Origin of the sequence: Pseudomonas sp. yb_9, from assembly GCF_043103635.1 — a bacterium.
Taxonomy (GTDB): domain Bacteria; phylum Pseudomonadota; class Gammaproteobacteria; order Pseudomonadales; family Pseudomonadaceae; genus Aquipseudomonas; species Aquipseudomonas monteilii.
The window spans coordinates 53,749-72,533 of the sequence record NZ_JBICKA010000067.1; the positions used below are offsets into that span (position 1 = coordinate 53,749).

Genomic DNA, 18,785 nt, shown 5'->3' on the forward strand with positions numbered 1-18,785 from the left:
ACCCGAAAAGACCGGACCAGCAGGCGTTTCAAAGCGTTTCCCAGCCGCGACCGATGCAATGCAAAGTGGTAATATGCGCCCCCACAAAGGCTTGCAACCTGAAGCAAGGTTGAAAGATCACGCATTCGAAAAAACATCGAAAGTACTGCGCCAAAGCCTCTGACCAGCATTGTGCAAGGCCTCCATCAGCAATACTTCAGTGGCTTTCCTACTTATGTTCCCACGCTTGAAGACTTCTCTGCGTTGCTGCTCCCGCGCTGCCCTGCTGCGTTGGGCAACGGTCGGGCTGTGCGTGGCCTCGCTGGTTGCGAACCTGGCGCTGTACCTGGCCAACCAGGCCATCCCGGCCAGCCTGCTGGTGCTACAGCTGGCCGCCACGCTGGGCGCCGCCGTTCAACTGGGGCTGAGCGCCAGGTCGATCAGCCTGCGCCCGGCCGAACTGGCCGAGCGCATGCTCAAGGTGCAGGAAGACGAACGTCAGCACCTGAGCCGGGAACTTCACGACGACATCGGCCAATTGCTCACCGCTGCGAAGCTGCAGTTGCAGTGGCTGCAGCGGCGTATGCCCGACGAGCTGCAGGGCCACTGCGATGCCCTGCGCGGCACGCTGGATGACACCCTGGGCAACGTGCGCGATGTGTCCGCCCTGCTCAACCCCCGGCAGCTCGCCAGCCTTGGCCTGGAAGCCAGCCTGCGCGCGCACCTGGTACGTACCCTGGCCAGCAGCGGCGTGCACTGGAGCCTGGCGTGCAACCAGCGCCTGGGCGGCATCGACGAAGCCGTGGCCATGGCCGTGTTCCGCATTACCCAGGAGGCGGTGACCAATATGTTGCGCCACGCCCAGGCACACAACCTGGTCATCCGCCTGCAGCGCACCCCTGAAGGGCTGGCATTGTCGATCCACGACGATGGCCGCGGCTTCATCCCCGCCCGGCACCCGGCCGAGGCAGGCCAGCGCGGCCTTGCCGGCATGCAGGAGCGGGTAACCGCGTTGCAGGGCAGCCTCGACATCACCAGCCAGCCTGGCCTGGGTACGCAGATCGAAGCGATGTTCCCCTGGCCCCCGCGCAGCCAGCAACGCGCCCGGAGTACTGCCACCCATGACCTGTAGACTGCTGCTGGTTGACGACCATTCGCTGATCCGCGCCGGGGTGCGCGCGCTGGTCTGTGACATCCCTGGCTATCACGTGATCGGCGAAGCCGACGATGGCGGTCAACTGCTCGAACAGGTGCGCACGCTGGCGCCCGACATCGTCTTGCTGGACATTTCGATGCGCTCCACCAGCGGCCTGGACGCCCTGACTCAACTGCGGGCCAGCGGCAACGCCTGCAAAGTGCTGATTCTCTCGATGCACACCGACCCCGACCTGATCATGCGGGCGCTGGAAAGCGGCGCCCACGGCTATCTGCTCAAGGACACCAGCGCCACCGAACTGGAGCAGGCCCTGAGCGCGGTGCGCAACGGCGAGCGCTACCTCAGCCCAGCCATCGCCCACACCGTCATCAACCAGGCGTTACGGCACACCAAACAGGGCAAGCAGGCCGCTGGCGAGCGGCATAACCTCACGGCCCGGCAACTGGAAATCCTGCGCCTGATCGTGCGCGGCAAGTCCACCCGGGAAATCGCTGCGGGCCTTGGCCTGTCTATCAAGACGGTCGAAACCCACCGCTCGCAAATCATGAAGCGGCTGCAGATTCATGACGTGGCTGGCCTGGTACTGTTTGCCGTACGCGAGAAAATCATCAGCCTGGACGACTGAGCAATGGCGACCCGGCCGGCAGGTGCAGGCGTATCGCGGATGGCCTGGCCTGAAAGCGCAGGTTGTCGGCCTGCAACGGCTCGCCATCGAGGTTGATATCCAGCCCCTGCGAACTCTTGATTTCCACCCAGGGCAACCTCGCCCGAACGAACAGGCCATCGCCGGCCAGCAGATCGCGCAAAGCCCCGACCACTTCCTGCGGCGCAGGTAGGATGGCGATGTCCAGCAAACCGTCGTTCACCACCGCTTCAGGGCATAGCACCTGCCCTCCCCCAGCCTGGCGGCCGTTACCGATACCCAGCGCCAGCAAGCTCCCTTGCCACTGAAAGTCTGGCCCTTGCAGTTCCGCCGAAGCTGCCTGCAGTTCGCTGAAGCGCGACAAGCCGGTGAACAGGTAGGCGGCCGCCCCCAGCACTTTTTTCAGGTCTTCGGAGGTGTTGGCGGTGACCTGGCTGCCGAATCCGCCTGTGGCCATGTTAAGGAACAACTGGTCGCCAGCCTGGCCCAGGTCTATTGCCTGGGCCGGTGTGTTCAGCAACGCCAGAGCCGCAGCAGGCTCCAGCGGTATACCTGCGGCTCGGGCGAAGTCGTTGGCAGTGCCAAGGGGCAACAGCGCCAGGCTGGCATCAGCGCCGGCCAGCCCCATGGCTTCGGCCACGTCGCGCAAAGTGCCATCCCCACCACCGGCAACAACATGGCTGTAGCCCGCGCTCAGCGCCTCGCCGACCAGCCGCTGCGCATCACCCGCCTCCCAGGTGACACGTACATCCAGTGCCCAGCCGGTATCGCGCAGGTCGTGCACAGCGCTGCGCAATTCTTCGTTCATCGCCTGCTTACCGTGCAGGATCAGCATTGCCTTGCGCCCTTGCATTGCGCGTCTCCGTGAAGTTGAACCACCCAGATCTCGACCATGCGCAGCCAGGGATCGTTGCATGGGTGCAAAAAAATAACGAAGCCGACGCGGTCTTTTTCCCACACCCGACAATGCGCGGCTATGCTCAGAAAATGAACTTTTGACAAGTTTTTGACCCAGGCCAACATTTTTCCCAGGGAAGTCAGCCTTTTGACCTCTGTTCGCCGGGCCAATCTCGATCCTGGCCATGGACGCGCCACCGGCAGTGGTGTGCATAGCGCCGCCGATGGGCGCGTCTTTTCATCCGCAGCTTTCAGCGAGGATTCCGGGTCATGCGCATTCTCTGGACACTGCCGTACCTGCCTTGGCCAACGACCAGCGGCAGCAAGACCCGGCAATACCACCTGATGCGCGCACTGGCACAGCAAGGCCACCGCATTACCCTGCTGGTGCAATCGAAAATCCCGCTCAGCGATGCGGCCCGCGAAGCCCTGGAGCCGCTACTCGAACGGCTGATCGTGCTACCCCGTCGGCCACTGCACAGCCCGCTGAACCTGCTGGCCTCGCCGATTATCGACTACCCCATGCGGGCGATCATCAATGGCCTGTCCCCTTGCCTGCGGCACCGCTTCGAGCAATTGCTGGACGAACCGTGGGACGTGATCCAGATCGAGCACAGCTACAGCTTTCAGCCGTTCGAAAAGGCTTTGCAGGCGCGCGGGCTGCCCTACATGCTCAGCGAGCACACGCTGGAGTCCGTGATGGGCGGTGCCTGCCACGACCGCCTGCCGCTCTGGCTGCGCCCGCTCAATGCCTTTGACCGCTGGCGCTACCGGCGCTGGGAACAGCGGGTGCTGCGCCAACCTACCGAGCTGGTGGCGGTCAGCGCACACGATGCCGAGCTCATCGCGCAGATCAGCGGGCGCCCGGTGAACGTGGTGGTCAATGGTGTGGATTGTGATTTCTACCAGCACGTGCAACCGGCGCTGCATAGCCAACGCTTGTTGTTCGTGGGCAACTTTGAGTATGGCGCCAACCTGGAAGCCATCGAGTGGGCGCTGGAAGACATCATGCCGCAAGTGTGGATGAGCAACCCGGCGGTGCGCCTGGCGATAGCCGGGCATGCGCTGCCGATCAGCTGGAAATTGCACTGGAACGACCCGCGCATCGAATGGTTCGGTTACCGCCCTGACCTGCGCGAGCTGCAAAAGCGTTCGGCACTGTTCTTCGCCCCGCTGCGCTATGCCGGTGGCTCCAAAGTAAAAATCCTCGAGGCCATGGCCGCCGGCCTGCCGGTGATCACCACCGGCAAAGGCGTATCGGGGCTGGCCGCGAACAACGGTGAGCATTACCTGGGCAGTGATGACGGTGACCAGCTCGCCCTGCTGATCACCCAACTGCTCAACCAGCCCTGGCGCATGAGCCAACTGAGCGATGCCGGGCGGCAATTCGCCCGCCAACGCCACGACTGGAGCGTAGCGGCCCAGCAACTTGAGAACGTGCACATGCGCCTAGCCCAGGCAGCGCCTGCCGAGGCCGCGCCGCTGGGCAGTGCCTGGCTGGGCCGCTCAGCCAAGTAGCTCGCTGAAGGGGATGAACGGCACGCTATCGCCCGGTTTTGGCGTACTGCCTTCGCGCACCTCCACCAGGCCCTCGGCCCAGGCGGCACTGCGCAGCACCCCCGAGCTCTGGTTCTTGTAGATGCACACCCGGCCCTGTTCGATGCGCGCGCGCAGGTATTCGCGGCGCGTGCCAGGCTTGTGCCAGTCGAAGCCCGCTGGCATGTCGAAACGCAGCGGCGTGACATCGGCCACCCCCTGACGACGAAGCAAGTAGGGCCGGGTCAGCAGGCCAAAGGTGACCAAGGTCGAGGCCGGGTTGCCCGGCAGGCCGATCACCGGCACGCCCTGGAAGTGGCCGAACGTCAGCGGTTTGCCCGGCTTGATCGCCAGTTTCCACAACGCCAGTTCGCCGGCTTCACGCAGGGCTGCACCGAGGTAGTCGGCCTCCCCCACCGAGACTCCGCCGGTAGACAAGATAAGGTCAACGTCGCCCAGCGCCCCCAGGCAGGCACGGGTACGTGCAAGGTCATCCGGCAGGATGCCCGCATCGACCACATCGCAGCCCAGCCGCTGCAACCAGCTGACCAGCAGCCGCCGGTTGCTGTTGTAGATTTGCCCAGGGCCTAGCGGCAGGCCGGGTTCGACCAGCTCGTCACCGGTGGACAGCACCGCCACCCGCACCTTGCGCACCACATCCAGGCGACCATGGCCCAGGGTCGCCGCCAGGCCCAGTTCGATCGGCCCAAGGCGGGTGCCGGCGCTCATTACCTGCTCACCCTTGCGGGTTTCCTGGCCCTGAGGGCGTATGTTCTGCCCGGTTTGCAATGTTTCAAGAAAGCGTACCCGGCCATCTTCGAGCACCTCGGTGTTTTCCTGCATCTCGACGCAGTCGGCGCCTTCCGGCACCGGCGCACCCGTAAAGATGCGCGCGCAGGTGCCTGGCTGCAGCGGCCGTGGCGCATGCCCGGCAAAAATGCGCTGGCTGACCGGCAGCGGCTGGCCCTGCCAGTCGGCGCTGCGCAAGGCATAACCGTCCATGGCGCTGTTCGGCCAGGGCGGCAGGTCGAGCGAGGCCACCAGGTCGGTGGCCAGCACGCGGCCTTCGGCCTCGGCCAGCGGCAGGTTTTCGGTCTCGCGGATGGGCGCCGCCTCGGCCAGCGCCAGCAGTTGCTCCAGGGCCTGCTCCACCGGCATCAGCGGCCGGGCCTGGCCGGCCTCAGCCACGGCTGTCACAGGCCGCTGCCTGCTTCAGGTGCGCAACGAAGTTGCACGGGCGATGGCGGGCATCGAGCTGTTCGGCAAGGATGCCATCCCAGCCGGTACGCACGGCGTTGGTCGAGCCCGGCAGGCAGCACACCAAGGTACCGTTGGCCAGCCCGGCCAAGGCACGCGACTGCACCGTGGAGGTGCCAATGTCGGCCACGGAGATCTGCCGGAACAACTCTCCAAACCCCTCCACCTGTTTGTCCAGCAGGCAGGCCACCGCCTCGGGCGTGCTGTCGCGGCCGGTAAAGCCGGTCCCCCCCGTGATCAACACCACTTGCACGTTGTCATCGGCGATCCAGGTGGCAACCTGGGCGCGGATCTTGTACAGGTCATCCTTGAGCAGCACGCGCTCGGCCAAACGGTGGCCGGCCGCACTCAGGCGGTCGACGAACAGCTGCCCGGAGGTGTCGGTGTCGAAAGTACGGGTGTCGCTGACCGTGAGCACGGCGATGTTCAGCGCCACGAAGGGGGTATCTGCCTTGGCTTTCATGGGTGTCCGTCACAACAGGATGAGATGCCCACAGTTATATCACAGCGCACCTTTCCCGACGTTGCGCCCATGGCGATTGCCCTCGGTCAATAGGCCGGGTTTGCCGCTATGCTGCACTAAAGAAGGAACTTGCATGGACACCCTGCGTCTTAACTGACAACTAGCACCATCGCACTGGAGAAACACGATGATTCAACGGACCCTACCCGCCTTCCTGCTCGCCCTGGGCCTGGGCGCCCTTGCCGGCTGCGCTTCGCCGACCGTCATTACCCTGAACGATGGCCGCGAAATCCAGGCCACGGACACCCCGAAGTACGATGAAGACTCCGGCTTCTATGAATTCGAGCAACTGGATGGCAAGCGCACCCGCTTGAACAAGGACCAGATCCGCACCGTCAAAGAGCTCTGATCCAGGCGCCCGTTTTGCAAAGCCCCTTTAAACAACAAGGGCTTGTGTGCGAAAACGGGATGCAGTAGGATTTTGTTCATCGGAGTGTAGCGCAGCCAGGTAGCGCGTCTCGTTCGGGACGAGAAGGCCGCAGGTTCGAATCCTGTCTCTCCGACCAGATCCTGCTCGAAAAGCCCGCCTTGTGCGGGCTTTTTGTTGTGCCTGAAAACGGTCAGGCCGTCAGGCGCGAGGTCACCTCACCCAACTGCCCGGACAACCCATGCAAGCGCTGCCCGGCCTGCTCGGTATGCTGCACGGCCTGCTGGTTGGCCGTGGCAATACGGGTGATTTCGATCAGGTTGCGCGAAATGTCTTCAGCTACGCTGGTCTGCTCTTCGGCCGCCGTGGCGATTTGTCGGTTCATGTCGCGGATCGCCTCTACGGACTGGGTGATGCGCTGCAGCATCTGCCCGGCCTGCTGCACCTGCTCGGCCCCCTCCTCGCTGCGCTGCTGGCCGCTTTCGATCGCCTTGACCGCTTCTACCGCCCCCGACTGCACGGCTTCGATGATCTGGTGAATCTCGGCAATCGACGCAGCCGTGCGCTGGGCCAGGCTGCGCACCTCATCGGCGACCACCGCAAAACCACGCCCGGCTTCGCCAGCACGGGCCGCTTCGATGGCTGCGTTGAGCGCCAGCAGGTTGGTCTGCTCCGCGATGCCACGGATCACCTCCAGCACTTTGCCAATGCGCGTGCTGTCGTGCTCCAGGTCGCGGATTACCGCCGCCGTGCCGGCGATTTCGCGGTTGACCACACCGATAATGTCGATGGTCTGCTGCATCACCTGCTCGCCGGCCTGGGCGCTGTGGTCGGCGTCATCTGCCGCGCGAGCGGCCTCGGCGGCGTGGCGGGCGACCTCCTGAGCGGTGGCGGACATCTCGTGCATGGCCGTGGCCACCTGGTCGGTACGCTGGAACTGGTCGTGGGTGCCACGGGCCATGTCGCCGGCGATGCTGCGCAACTGGCCACTGGCGCCCTCCAGCTCCTGCGCGTTGTCCTGCAGGCGGCCAACGGTATCGGCAAGGAAGTCGCGCAGCGTGTTGGCAGCCCGCGCCAGGCGCCCCAGCTCATCTTCACGGCGGCTATCGACCCGGGCGGCGAAACGCCCTTGGCTCAGTTGTGCGACATACTCGATCAATTGGCGGATTGGCTCGATCAGGCTACGGTTGACCAGCCACAGGCTGAGCAGCCCCACCAGCACCGCCGAAGCCAACATCACCAGCAAGCCCAGCCATACCGTGAGCTCGGCGCTGGCGCTGATGCTGGCCGCACGCTGGCGCGCATCGGCCCGCAGCTGCTCGACCAGTTCGCTCATCTGCTCGCTGGCGGCGCGGTCCACGCCTTTGACCGCCTGGTCGCCGGCTACCGGGTCACCCCCCGCGGCAAGGAAGGCCTGGCGGCCCTGCGCATAGGCCTGGCCCAACTGCCGGTGGCTGTCACGCAGCTGCTGCAACGGCGCCTTGAGCCTGGCGTCGCTGCTGTCGATTAATTGCCCGAGCAGCGCTTGAACCTGTTGTTCACGGGCCTGGAACTGCTGCCAGTACTTGTCCATGTCTGCCGGCTGGCGCCCGCGCAGCAACACGTTCTTCCATTCCTGTACCTGAATCTTGAATTGCAGGTTGGCTTCGTCGATCAATTGCGAGGCCTGCAGCGGCCCGTCGACCAGCTCGGCATAGCCGCGCACGCTGGACGACAGGAACTGGAAACACACCAGGGCGATCAGCAACATCGCCGCCAGGCTGCCACCGAGCAGCGATAGAATTTGCACTCTGAGGGATTTACGCAACATCTAGGGTCTCGGAACCAGAGAGAGAGGGCTGGGGCCGCTGTGCAGCCCCCATGACTGGCAGGCCAAAAAAAAGCTGCCATCAAGCAATGGCAGCCAGGTCGAGCACTTACGCAACAGTTGAGGCAGATACTCTCAGGCAATTGCTACAAAAATGTTACAAAACCGCGACACCCTACCCTGTGGTGAACTGCAAGGCCGCCAAGCGCGCATACAGCGGGCTTTCCTCGATCAACTGACGGTGTGTGCCCACCGCCACCAGCCGCCCCTTGTCGATGACCGCGATCCGTTCGGCATGCTGCACCGTGGCCAGGCGATGGGCGATCACCAGCGTGGTGCGCCCGGCCATCAGGCTGGGCAACGCCTGCTGGATCAGGTGCTCGCTCTGCGCGTCGAGGGCGCTGGTGGCTTCATCCAGCAACAGGATCGGCGCATCCACCAGCAACGCCCGGGCAATCGCCAGGCGCTGCCGCTGCCCACCGGAAAGCCCGATACCGCCCTCGCCCAAGGGCGTCTGGTAGCCTTGCGGCAGCTGCCGGATGAATTCATCGGCATAGGCACCGCGGGCGGCTGCCTCGACTTCTGCCAGGGTTGCCTCGGGCCGGCCATAGCGGATGTTGGCCTCCACCGTGCCACGGAACAGCGAGGGGTTTTGCGCCACCAGGGCGAACTGGCGGCGCAGCTGGTCAGGGTCGAGGGCGGTAATCGCCTGGCCATCGAGCAGGATGCGCCCTTGCTGCGGGTCGTAAAAACGCAACAACAAATCGAACAGGGTCGACTTGCCTGCACCCGAGGGACCAACCAGGGCAACGGTCTGTCCTGGTTCGATGGCCAGGCTCAGGCCATCGACGGCCGCCACCGTAGGCCGTGACGGGTAGGCGAACACCACCTGCTGCAATTCGATGTGCCCGCTGGCCCGCTGTTTTGGTAGCGCCTGCGCCAGCTCGGGCGGCAGGATTGCACTGCGCGCAGCCAACAGTTCGGCAATACGCTCAGCGGCACCGGCGGCACGCTGCAGCTCGCCGATCACCTCACTGAGGGTACCGAAGGCGCTACCGACGATCAGGCTGTAGAACACGAACGCAGCCAGCTCGCCTGCAGAAATACGCCCGGCAATCACGTCCATGCCGCCGACCCACAACATCACCCCCACCGCCCCCAACACCAGCACGATCACCAGGGTGATCAGCCAGGCACGCTGGGCAATCCGCTTGCGGGCCACGCTAAACGCTGCTTCGACCGTGCCCGCGAACAGTTCACGGTCGTGCGCCTGGTGGTTGTAGGCCTGCACCGTCTTGATCTGCCCCAGCGTTTCGGCCACGTAGCTGCCCACATCGGCCACCCGGTCCTGGCTCTGCCGCGACAGGCTACGCACCCGACGGCCAAACAGCAGGATAGGTGCCAGCACCAACGGCAGGGCCACCACCACGATACTGGTGAGCTTGGGGTTGGTGATGAACAGCAACACCACGCCGCCGATAACCATCAACGCGTTACGCAGGAACATCGACAACGATGAGCCGATCACCGACTGCAGCAAGGTGGTGTCCGCCGTCAGCCGCGACTGGATTTCGGAGCTGCGATTGTCTTCGAAAAAGCCGGGGTGCAGGCCGATCAGGTGATCGAAAACGGCGCGACGGATATCGGCCACACACCGCTCGCCAATCCACGAGACCAGGTAAAAGCGGCTGAAAGTGCCCACCGCCAGGGCCAGCACCAGCAGCAGGAACAACCCGATGGTCTGGTTGAGCTGGTGCGCGGAGCGGGTCATGAAGCCCTGGTCCACCAACAGGCGGATACCTTGGCCCATCGACAGGGTGATGGCGGCAGTGACCACCAGGGCCAGCAAGGCCAGCAGCACTTGCCGGCGATAGGGGCGGACGAACTGCCAGGCCAGGCGCAAGGCGCGGCGCTGACGTGGGGAAACCGATTCGGGCATGGCGACGACCACAATGCGGGAGAAGCCGCAGACTACCACTCATCCAGGCTGTGGGAACGCCTGCAGGTTGCTATAGCCCATCGGTCTAACCAGTCGCTGGAGCTTTCACCTGGTTTCTGTTGGACTGTTGCTGCCGTGACACAGAAGCTGTCACAGGCCAGTCACGGCGCAGGGCTAACTTGAGCTTGAACCTGATGAGGAGACAGTGCATGAGCTTGCAGCATGGCAGTGACAACCAGAAGCCTCGGGCCACCCCGAAACCGCAGGTGTGCGGTTCGATCATCGACGCCCAGGGGCGCGAAGTGCCGATCACCGAGCAGATGATCCAGCAGGCCTGCAAGGCCCTGGAAGAAAGCCGGGCCGAGCGCGTACGCAAAGGTTGACCTACGAATTACTTGCAACCCGGCGCTCGCGCCGGGTTTTTATTGGCCGGCACTGCCTTCAACAATCTATCAGGCCAGCACCCCACCCAAGGCACTGACCAGCTGTGCCAGCTGTGGCGACTCACCCCGCAAGCGCACCGCCAGCCCTTCGATCTCGCGCCGTGGCGGGTACTGCTTGCGCAACTGGTCGAACGCCGCCCGCTGCTGCTGCGGGTCGTCGCTCAGACTGCGGCGGAAGTCCGCATCGTCGCGGCGCGGGTCATACACGGCGCGGCACAGGGTCGCCAAGGCCCAGGCCGGGTCGGTGCTGGCGTCCAGCTCAATCTGCGCCAGCGGCGGTCGGGGCAGCAAGTCTGCCAGTTGCACCTGCTCGTCCACGCCGAGGAAGCGGCACAACGCCTGATAGATCTGCGCCGTGCCACGCTGGCGGCCATCGAGGCTGTAGCCGGCAATGTGCGGCGAAGCCAGCGTGCACAGGTCGGCCAGTTGCAGGTCGACCTGCGGCTCGCCCTCCCACACATCCAGCACCGCATGCACGTCTTCACGGTCCAGCAGCAGCTCGCGCAAGGCGGCGTTGTCTACCACCGGGCCACGACTGGCGTTGATCAGCCAGGCCCCTGGGCGCAACTGCGCCAGCTGCGCCTGGCCCAGCAAGTGCCAGGTCGGGTGCTCGCCGGCACGCTGCAACGGGGTATGCAGGCTGATCACATCGCACTGCTGCAAAATCGTCTCGAGGCTGACGTAGTCGCCACCCTCGGCGGCCTGGCGCGGCGGGTCGCACACCAGTACCTTCCAGCCCAGGCCGTGAAGCACCCGCACCAGACGGCCGCCCACCTCACCCGCACCCACCACGCCATACACGCGTTCGGGCAGTGCCACGCCATCGAGCTCGGCCAGGGTTAGTACGCTGCCCAGCACGTAGTCGACCACGCCGCGTGCATTGCAGCCGGGCGCACTGCTCCAGCGGATGCCGGCTTCGGTAAAGTAGTCCAAGTCCAGGTGATCGGTGCCGATGGTGCAAGTGCCGACAAAGCGTACGCGGCTGCCTTCGAGCAACTGGCGGTCGACCTTGGTCACCGAGCGCACCAGCAGGATATCGGCGTCCTTGACGCTGGCGGCATCGAGGCTTCGGCCCGGGTAGCGGCGAATTTCACCGAAACCCTGGAAGAAGGCATCGAGCAGCGGGATGTTCTCGTCGGCAACTATCAGCATGGCGCTCTCCTGTCTGGGGAACGCAGTGTAGGCGCAACGCGGGGCGTGTTCCAGAGCGCTTCAGTCGGCTTTTTTGCGGATCCAGTACAGGAAGGTGCCGGCGTCCTCTTGCTGCTGCAGCAATTCGTGGCCGAGGAAGTTGCAGAACTTGGGAATGTCACGACGGGTCGACGGATCGGTGGCGATGACCTTCAGCAGGCCGCCAGCGGCCAGGTTGCGCACGTGCTGGTGCAGCATCATTACCGGTTCCGGGCAATTCAGGCCGGTAGCGTCGAGGATGGCGTCGGGGGTGAAATCGGTCATGGGGGGCTCCACAAATGATCGTTATTGTCGCGCATAGGGCCGTTTCGACCAAGGGGCTGGCTTGCAGCCCCCGAAATCAGCGCGGCTTCAGGTCCAGTCTGCGCAGATGGCAAGTCACTTCCTCACGGTCGTGATACAGCTGCTTGCAGGCAATCGATACCCTGATCTTGCGCGCCTTGAATGTCGCCTCCATGCGGTCGAGCAACCGCCGCACTTCGGCATAGCGTTGCTTCATCGGCAGCTTCAGGTTGACCACTGCCTCGCGGCACAACCCCTCACCCAGCCAGGTTTCGATCAGCGAAGTGGTGCGCGCCGGCTTCTCGACGATGTCGCATACCATCCAGTCCACCGGCTGCTTCGGCTGCCAGGTGAAACCGTCGGCCATCAAGTGCTGCACCAGGCCGGTGTCCATCAGGCTTTCGGCCATCGGCCCGTTGTCGATGGCCGTCACCAGCATGCCACGACGTACCAGCTGGTAGGTCCAGCCACCCGGCGAGGCGCCCAGGTCGACACCGGTCATGTCATCGCCCAGGCGCTGTTCCCACTGCTCACGCGGGATGAACTGGTGCCAGGCCTCTTCCAGCTTGAGGGTCGAACGGCTGGGTGCCTCGCGGGGGAATTTCAGGCGCGGGATGCCCATGGGCCACAACGCGCTATTGTTGGCCGGGGCCAGGCCAACAAACACCCGCCGGCCGCTGATGAAGGTGAGCAGCAGCCGTGGCCGGCTGGCGTCGTCGACCAGGCGGCCGGCCTTTTGCAGGGCCTTGCGCAGCGGCACTTCGAACTTGCGACAGAAGGTGGACAATTCCTTGCCTTCGTTGCTGTCCAGCACTTCCAGCCACAGGCTGCCGAACACCGGGAAGTCGGCCAACTGCGCCAGCAGCACACTGATCCGGTCACTTTCCGGTAACTCGACAAAACCGCCACGGGCCCACTGCCGAGGGAAAATCAGCTCGTTGAAGCGCAGCGCCCCCATCAACCGCTCGGCACCGCCGTCTTCACTGCAGACAAACTCGGCGCTGGCACTTTGTGGCTTGCCTTTGGCATAGCCGGCAATGCCCAGGCGGGCGGCATGTTCGCTGATTTCGGCGCAAACCTCGCCCTCGAAACCGGGCCGGCAATGCATGAACAGGGTATTCATCTCTCACTCCACTACGGCTGGCGCGCAACAGGCGCCGGCAGGGCGGCGATGATAAAGGAAGATCGGAACCTGCGACATGCCCCACCGGTCCAGAAAAGGGTCAGGGGCCGCAAAGCGGTCTAACCTGACCTTTCAGCCAGGTCCGCACCGTGCGGACCGAAACAGAGCGGTGACACCGGTAAACCTTGAGTATTTGCCGGGCACCGGCGCAGAAGGAGTTGGCAATGCCCTCGCTCGATAGCCTGAACACCCTCAAGCCCCTCCAGGTCGGCAACCAGACCTACCACTATTTCAGCCTCACCGAAGCCGCCCGCCAGCTGGGTGACCTGCAACGCCTGCCCATGTCATTGAAGGTGCTGCTGGAAAACCTGCTGCGCTGGGAGGACGGTCATACCGTCACCGGCGACGACCTGCGCGCCCTTGCCCAGTGGCTGGGCGAGCGGCGCTCCGACCGCGAGATCCAGTACCGCCCGGCGCGGGTGCTGATGCAGGACTTCACAGGGGTGCCGGCCGTGGTCGACCTGGCTGCCATGCGCGCGGCCATGGCCAAGGCCGGTGGCGACCCACAGCGGATCAACCCCCTGTCACCGGTGGATCTGGTGATCGACCACTCGGTGATGGTCGACCGTTATGGCACACCGCAAGCCTTCAACGAGAACGTCGACATCGAAATGCAGCGCAATGGCGAACGCTATGCCTTCCTGCGTTGGGGCCAGAGCGCCTTCGATAACTTCCGCGTGGTGCCGCCGGGCACCGGCATCTGCCACCAGGTCAACTTGGAGTACCTGGGCCGCACGGTGTGGACCCGTGAAGCCGATGGCCGCACCTACGCCTTCCCCGACACCCTGGTGGGTACCGACTCGCACACCACCATGATCAATGGCCTGGGCGTGCTCGGCTGGGGTGTCGGAGGCATCGAGGCAGAGGCGGCCATGCTCGGCCAACCCGTGTCGATGCTGATACCCGAAGTGATCGGTTTCAAGCTGACCGGCAAGCTGCGCGAAGGTATCACCGCCACCGACCTGGTGCTGACGGTTACGCAAATGCTGCGCAAAAAAGGCGTGGTCGGGAAGTTCGTCGAGTTTTACGGCGATGGCCTGGCCGAGCTGCCATTGGCCGACCGGGCGACCATTGCCAACATGGCGCCGGAATACGGCGCCACCTGCGGTTTCTTCCCGGTCGACCAGGTGACCCTGGACTACCTGCGCCTGTCGGGCCGCCCCGAAGCGACCGTGCAACTGGTCGAGCACTACTGCAAAGCCCAAGGCCTGTGGCGCCTGCCTGGGCAGGAGCCGCTGTTCAGCGACAGCCTGGCGCTGGACATGCACGAGGTCGAAGCCAGCCTGGCCGGGCCTAAACGCCCGCAGGACCGCGTGGCACTGGGCCAGGTCAGCCAGGCCTTCGACCACTTCATCGAACTGCAACCCAAGCCACTGGCGAAGGAAGTCGGCCGCCTGGAAAGCGAGGGTGGCGGTGGCGTAGCGGTAGGCAACGCCGACCAGGCGGGCGAGATCGACTACAACCATGCAGGCCAGACCCACACGCTGCGCGATGGTGCAGTGGTGATTGCCGCGATCACCTCATGCACCAACACTTCAAACCCCAGTGTGATGATGGCCGCCGGGCTGGTGGCGAAAAAGGCGCTGGAAAAGGGCCTGCAACGCAAACCCTGGGTCAAGAGTTCGCTGGCACCGGGCTCCAAGGTGGTCACCGACTACTTCAAGGCCGCCGGGCTCACCCCCTACCTCGACCAGTTGGGCTTCGACCTGGTCGGCTATGGCTGCACCACCTGCATCGGCAACTCCGGTCCGCTGGATGAAGCGATCGAGAAAGCCATCGGCAGCGCCGACCTCACCGTGGCGTCAGTGCTGTCGGGCAACCGTAACTTCGAAGGCCGTGTGCACCCACTGGTCAAGACCAACTGGCTGGCCTCGCCGCCGCTGGTGGTGGCCTACGCCCTGGCCGGCAGCGTACGGCTGGACCTGACGTGTGACCCGCTGGGTACCGGCAAGGACGGCCAGCCGGTTTACCTGCGCGACATCTGGCCCAGCCAGCAGGAAATTGCCGAAGCCGTCGCCAAGGTCGACACGGCGATGTTCCACAAGGAATATGCCGAAGTGTTCGCCGGCGATGCGCAATGGCAGGCCATCGAGGTACCGCAGGCCGCCACCTACGTGTGGCAGCCCGACTCCACCTATATACAGCACCCACCGTTCTTCGACGGCATCAGCGGCCCGCCGCCGCAAATCGTCGACATCCAGGGTGCGCGTGTGCTGGCGCTGCTGGGCGACTCGGTGACCACCGACCACATCTCACCGGCCGGCAACATCAAGGCCGACAGCCCCGCCGGGCGCTACCTGCGTGAGCAGGGGGTGGAGCCACGCGATTTCAACTCCTACGGTTCGCGGCGTGGCAACCATGAAGTGATGATGCGCGGCACCTTCGCCAACATCCGCATTCGCAACGAAATACTGGCGGGTGAAGAAGGCGGCAACACCTTGCATGTGCCCAGCGGCGAGAAGTTGTCGATCTACGACGCAGCCATGCGCTACCAGCAGGAAGGCACCCCGCTGGTGGTGATTGCCGGCCAGGAATACGGCACCGGCTCAAGCCGCGACTGGGCAGCCAAGGGCACCAACCTGCTGGGGGTCAAGGCCGTGCTGGCGGAAAGCTTCGAGCGTATTCACCGCTCCAACCTGGTGGGCATGGGCGTGCTGCCGCTGCAGTTCAAGGCCGGTGACGACCGCAAGCAACTGGGGCTGACCGGCAAGGAGCAAATCGATGTGCTGGGTTTGAATGGCGCGCAGATCCGCCCGGGCATGAGCCTGCCCTTGCGCATCACCCGCGAGGATGGGCAGCAGGCGCAGGTCGAGGTGCTGTGCCGTATCGATACCCTGAATGAGGTGGAGTACTTCAAGGCAGGGGGGATTTTGCATTATGTGCTGCGACAGCTGATTGCCGGCTAAGTCAGCAAAGCCTGGGGCCACCGCACAGCGGCCCCAGGCAGGGCTGGCATGCCTGCAATCGTTCACATTAAATAATCATTCAATAAAACCAGTCCCTTGCCGATACCTGTCGAAAGCCTTGCGGACTATCAACCCATGCGTAACAACCAGCCGATTACCCAGAGAGAACGGACTTTCCCTGCCCAGCAGCGGTTGATCTCCACCACCAATGCCAAGGGTGTGATCACCTACTGCAACGATGCCTTCATCGAAATCAGTGGGTTCACCCGCGAAGAGCTGACCGGTGCGCCGCACAACCTGGTGCGTCACCCCGACGTGCCGCCCGCCGTGTTCGCTCATATGTGGCAAACGCTCAAGCAGGGCCAACCCTGGATGGGCATTGTCAAAAACCGCTGCAAGTCTGGCGACCACTACTGGGTCAATGCCTATGTCACGCCGATCTACGACAACAACCAGGTCGTGGGCTTCGAGTCCGTGCGGGTCAAGCCCACCGCCGAGCAGATCCGTCGCGCCGAGGCGCTGTACCAGCGCATCAATCAGGGCAAGCCGCCAGTACCGCGCCGCGACAAGTGGCTGCCAGTGTTGCAGGACTGGCTGCCATTCATCCTGATCAGCCAGGTAGGCTTCCTGATCGGCAACTGGCTTGGCCACTCCTGGGGCTTCGCCTTGGCCGCCGGGCTTTCCGTACCGTTGGGCCTGCTTGGCCTTGGCTGGCAGCAGCGCGGCCTGAAGCGCTTGCTGCGCCTGGCCGAACAGACCACCTCCGACCCGCTGATCGCACAGATGTTTACCGACAGCCGTGGTGTGCAGGCGCGCCTGGAAATGGCCATGCTCAGCCAGGACGCACGCCTGAAAACCTGCCTGACCCGCCTGCAGGACAGTGCCGAACACCTCAGCGAACAGGCGCGCCAGTCCGACGCCCTGGCGCACAAGAGCTCCTCGGGGCTTGAGCGTCAGCGAGTAGAAACCGAGCAGGTCGCCGCTGCAGTCAACCAGATGGCCGCCACCACGCAGGAAGTGGCTAACCATGTGCAGCGCACCGCCGACGCCACCCAGGAAGCCAACCGCCTGACCAGCCAGGGGCGGCAGATTGCCGGGGAAACCCGCGATGCCATCGAGCGCCTGTCGGCAGCGGTGGGCGAAACCGGCCAGACGGTGACCCAGCTGGCCAAGGACAGCGACGAAATTGGCGGTGTGGTCGACGTGATCAAGGGCATCGCCGACCAGACCAACCTGCTGGCGCTTAACGCAGCGATCGAAGCGGCGCGCGCCGGGGAAATGGGCCGTGGTTTTGCCGTTGTGGCTGATGAAGTGCGCCAACTGGCTCAGCGCACTGCTGAGTCCACCGGTCAGATCCATGGCCTGATTGCAAAACTGCAACAAACTGCCAGCAACGCCGTACTGACCATGGAAACCGGCCACCGCCAGGCGCAGGAAGGCGTCGACCGGGTGATGCAGGCTGACGAGGCACTGGTAGGGATCAGTGAAGCAGTCGCCAACATCACCGACATGGCCACCCAGATTGCTGCAGCGACCGAAGAGCAGACCGCAGTGGCAGACGAGATCAGCCGCAACATCAGCACCATTGCTGAACTGGCCGACCAGACCGCCGAACAGGCGTTGCACTCGGCACTGCTCAGCGAAGAGTTGACCAGCACGGCGGGGAGCCAGTATTCGCTGGTGGAGCGTTTCAACCGTTAAAGCATCGTGCAGCACCGACAGGCATAGCGTAAGCCTGATTACCTGCGTTACCAATCCAGCCGCAACCGGCTCTCGAAATACCGCTCTTCCCCGCTCAACGGGTCCTTGAAGCGCAGGCTCTGTGCCAGCAGTTTCAAAGGCCGCTGATAGTCATCTTCTTCGTTCAGCAACTGCGGATAGAACGGGTCGTTGCTGATCCCCGCCCCCAACGCCGCCATGTGCACGCGCAATTGGTGGGTCTTGCCGGTTACCGGCGACAACCCATAGCGCCACAGCTCACCGTTCTTCTCCAACACCTCGGCCAGGGACTCGCTGTTAGCCTCCCCTTCTACCTCATGCATGCGGAAAAACGGCTCGCCATGCACCAGCCGGCTTTTGTGTACCAGCGGATACTCATGCTGCGGCATGGCTGCGGCAATGGCCTGGTAGCGCTTGTCGATACGCCGCTCGGGGAACAGGCGCTGATAAGCACTGCGGCTGTGCGGGTTGGCAGAAAACAGCACAAGCCCGGCGGTGTGGCGGTCGATACGGTGCAGCGGCACCAGGTGCGGGTTATCCAGACGACGGATCAGGCGGCGCAGCAAGGTCTGCTCGACGTATTCACCGGTTGGCGTCACCGGCAGGAAATGCGGCTTGTCGGCCACCACCAGGTGCTCATCCACATGCAGGACCGTTTCCTGCACCGGGATTGGTCGCTCGTTCGGCACTTCACGGAAATAGTGCAGACGCATACCGCGCTTGTATGGCAATTCGGCAGAAACCGCCCGCCCCTCGGCATCCAGCACCCGGCCACGGGCAAAACGGTCGAGCCACTGGGCGCGATCGATAGCCTTGAAATGGTCACACAGGCAATCGAGCACCGTCGCCCAGTTACCGGGGGGCAGGCACACCGTGCTGGCTTGCTGGCGGGCGGGGTCGAAAGGCGTGATCATGGCAGGGCTCGAAACATTCACGGCCGCGCATTATCCCCCAAGC

General features: G+C 64.1%; 16 protein-coding genes, 1 tRNA gene and 1 pseudogene. 8 read left to right on the plus strand and 10 right to left on the minus strand.

Annotated elements, in window-relative coordinates:
• The first annotated feature begins 214 nt into the window (after positions 1 to 214).
• On the plus strand, positions 215 to 1,111 hold the full coding sequence (locus tag ACF8MI_RS18545; RefSeq protein ID WP_060498865.1) for a sensor histidine kinase: 897 nt from the start codon (positions 215 to 217) through the stop codon (positions 1,109 to 1,111).
• Positions 1,101 to 1,760 (plus strand): response regulator transcription factor, encoded by a 660-nt coding sequence (locus ACF8MI_RS18550; protein ID WP_060498864.1) that lies wholly within the window; start codon positions 1,101 to 1,103, stop codon positions 1,758 to 1,760. Before ACF8MI_RS18545 ends, ACF8MI_RS18550 begins: the two co-directional genes overlap by 11 nt.
• On the opposite strand, the gene yegS is transcribed toward ACF8MI_RS18550, so the two are convergent.
• A complete protein-coding gene (yegS, locus tag ACF8MI_RS18555; protein ID WP_392517712.1) occupies positions 1,744 to 2,631 on the minus strand; it encodes a lipid kinase YegS in 888 nt (295 codons plus the stop codon). The two genes, ACF8MI_RS18550 and yegS, sit on opposite strands and share 17 nt — an antisense overlap.
• A gap of 314 nt (positions 2,632 to 2,945) precedes the next feature.
• Here yegS and ACF8MI_RS18560 point away from each other — a divergent pair, with 314 nt between their 5' ends.
• On the plus strand, positions 2,946 to 4,193 hold the full coding sequence (locus tag ACF8MI_RS18560; RefSeq protein WP_016714885.1) for a glycosyltransferase family 4 protein: 1,248 nt from the start codon (positions 2,946 to 2,948) through the stop codon (positions 4,191 to 4,193).
• Here ACF8MI_RS18560 and glp read toward each other — a convergent pair.
• Positions 4,182 to 5,408, minus strand: a complete 1,227-nt coding sequence (glp, locus tag ACF8MI_RS18565) for a gephyrin-like molybdotransferase Glp (RefSeq protein ID WP_200929219.1) — start codon at positions 5,406 to 5,408, stop codon at positions 4,182 to 4,184. The two genes, ACF8MI_RS18560 and glp, sit on opposite strands and share 12 nt — an antisense overlap.
• The gene (moaB, locus tag ACF8MI_RS18570) at positions 5,392 to 5,931 is read right to left on the minus strand and encodes a molybdenum cofactor biosynthesis protein B (RefSeq protein ID WP_016714883.1); all 540 of its coding nucleotides are present in this window, start codon (positions 5,929 to 5,931) and stop codon (positions 5,392 to 5,394) included. The genes glp and moaB overlap by 17 nt, the downstream gene beginning before the upstream one ends.
• A gap of 187 nt (positions 5,932 to 6,118) precedes the next feature.
• On the opposite strand from moaB, the gene ACF8MI_RS18575 reads away from it, so the two are divergent.
• Positions 6,119 to 6,340: a YgdI/YgdR family lipoprotein gene (locus tag ACF8MI_RS18575; protein WP_013971697.1), complete on the plus strand. Its 222-nt coding sequence runs from the start codon at positions 6,119 to 6,121 to the stop codon at positions 6,338 to 6,340.
• Positions 6,341 to 6,420: 80 nt separating this feature from the next.
• Positions 6,421 to 6,497, plus strand: a tRNA-Pro gene (locus ACF8MI_RS18580).
• A gap of 54 nt (positions 6,498 to 6,551) precedes the next feature.
• On the opposite strand, the gene ACF8MI_RS18585 is transcribed toward ACF8MI_RS18580, so the two are convergent.
• The 3 genes and pseudogenes from ACF8MI_RS18585 to ACF8MI_RS18595 all read right to left on the minus strand — a co-directional run bounded on the left by ACF8MI_RS18585 (position 6,552) and on the right by ACF8MI_RS18595 (position 10,104).
• Complete coding sequence (locus tag ACF8MI_RS18585; RefSeq protein ID WP_371257737.1) at positions 6,552 to 7,319, minus strand: methyl-accepting chemotaxis protein; 768 nt, start codon at positions 7,317 to 7,319, stop codon at positions 6,552 to 6,554.
• Positions 7,320 to 7,436: 117 nt separating this feature from the next.
• Positions 7,437 to 8,168, minus strand: a pseudogene (locus ACF8MI_RS18590) (HAMP domain-containing protein); the annotation flags it as partial.
• 172 nt (positions 8,169 to 8,340) lie between these two features.
• The gene (locus ACF8MI_RS18595) at positions 8,341 to 10,104 is read right to left on the minus strand and encodes an ABC transporter transmembrane domain-containing protein (RefSeq protein ID WP_060498860.1); all 1,764 of its coding nucleotides are present in this window, start codon (positions 10,102 to 10,104) and stop codon (positions 8,341 to 8,343) included.
• 209 nt (positions 10,105 to 10,313) lie between these two features.
• On the opposite strand from ACF8MI_RS18595, the gene ACF8MI_RS18600 reads away from it, so the two are divergent.
• The gene (locus tag ACF8MI_RS18600; RefSeq protein WP_164524267.1) at positions 10,314 to 10,487 is read left to right on the plus strand and encodes a PA1571 family protein; all 174 of its coding nucleotides are present in this window, start codon (positions 10,314 to 10,316) and stop codon (positions 10,485 to 10,487) included.
• Between the two features lie 69 nt (positions 10,488 to 10,556).
• Here ACF8MI_RS18600 and pdxB read toward each other — a convergent pair whose 3' ends face one another.
• The 3 genes from pdxB to rlmM form a co-directional block, all read right to left on the minus strand.
• Entirely contained in the window at positions 10,557 to 11,699 is a 1,143-nt protein-coding gene (gene pdxB / locus ACF8MI_RS18605; protein WP_104835249.1) for a 4-phosphoerythronate dehydrogenase PdxB, read from the minus strand.
• Positions 11,700 to 11,759: 60 nt separating this feature from the next.
• Positions 11,760 to 12,002 (minus strand): sulfurtransferase TusA, encoded by a 243-nt coding sequence (gene tusA, locus ACF8MI_RS18610; RefSeq protein WP_003248727.1) that lies wholly within the window; start codon positions 12,000 to 12,002, stop codon positions 11,760 to 11,762.
• A gap of 76 nt (positions 12,003 to 12,078) precedes the next feature.
• Entirely contained in the window at positions 12,079 to 13,143 is a 1,065-nt protein-coding gene (gene rlmM, locus ACF8MI_RS18615) for a 23S rRNA (cytidine(2498)-2'-O)-methyltransferase RlmM (protein ID WP_060498858.1), read from the minus strand.
• A gap of 224 nt (positions 13,144 to 13,367) precedes the next feature.
• On the opposite strand from rlmM, the gene acnA reads away from it, so the two are divergent.
• Positions 13,368 to 16,109 (plus strand): aconitate hydratase AcnA, encoded by a 2,742-nt coding sequence (acnA, locus tag ACF8MI_RS18620; protein WP_104835250.1) that lies wholly within the window; start codon positions 13,368 to 13,370, stop codon positions 16,107 to 16,109.
• A gap of 135 nt (positions 16,110 to 16,244) precedes the next feature.
• Positions 16,245 to 17,810: a PAS domain-containing methyl-accepting chemotaxis protein gene (locus tag ACF8MI_RS18625; protein ID WP_060498856.1), complete on the plus strand. Its 1,566-nt coding sequence runs from the start codon at positions 16,245 to 16,247 to the stop codon at positions 17,808 to 17,810.
• 47 nt (positions 17,811 to 17,857) lie between these two features.
• On the opposite strand, the gene ACF8MI_RS18630 is transcribed toward ACF8MI_RS18625, so the two are convergent.
• The gene (locus tag ACF8MI_RS18630) at positions 17,858 to 18,742 is read right to left on the minus strand and encodes a pseudouridine synthase (protein WP_104835251.1); all 885 of its coding nucleotides are present in this window, start codon (positions 18,740 to 18,742) and stop codon (positions 17,858 to 17,860) included.
• Between the last annotated feature and the right edge of the window lie 43 nt (positions 18,743 to 18,785).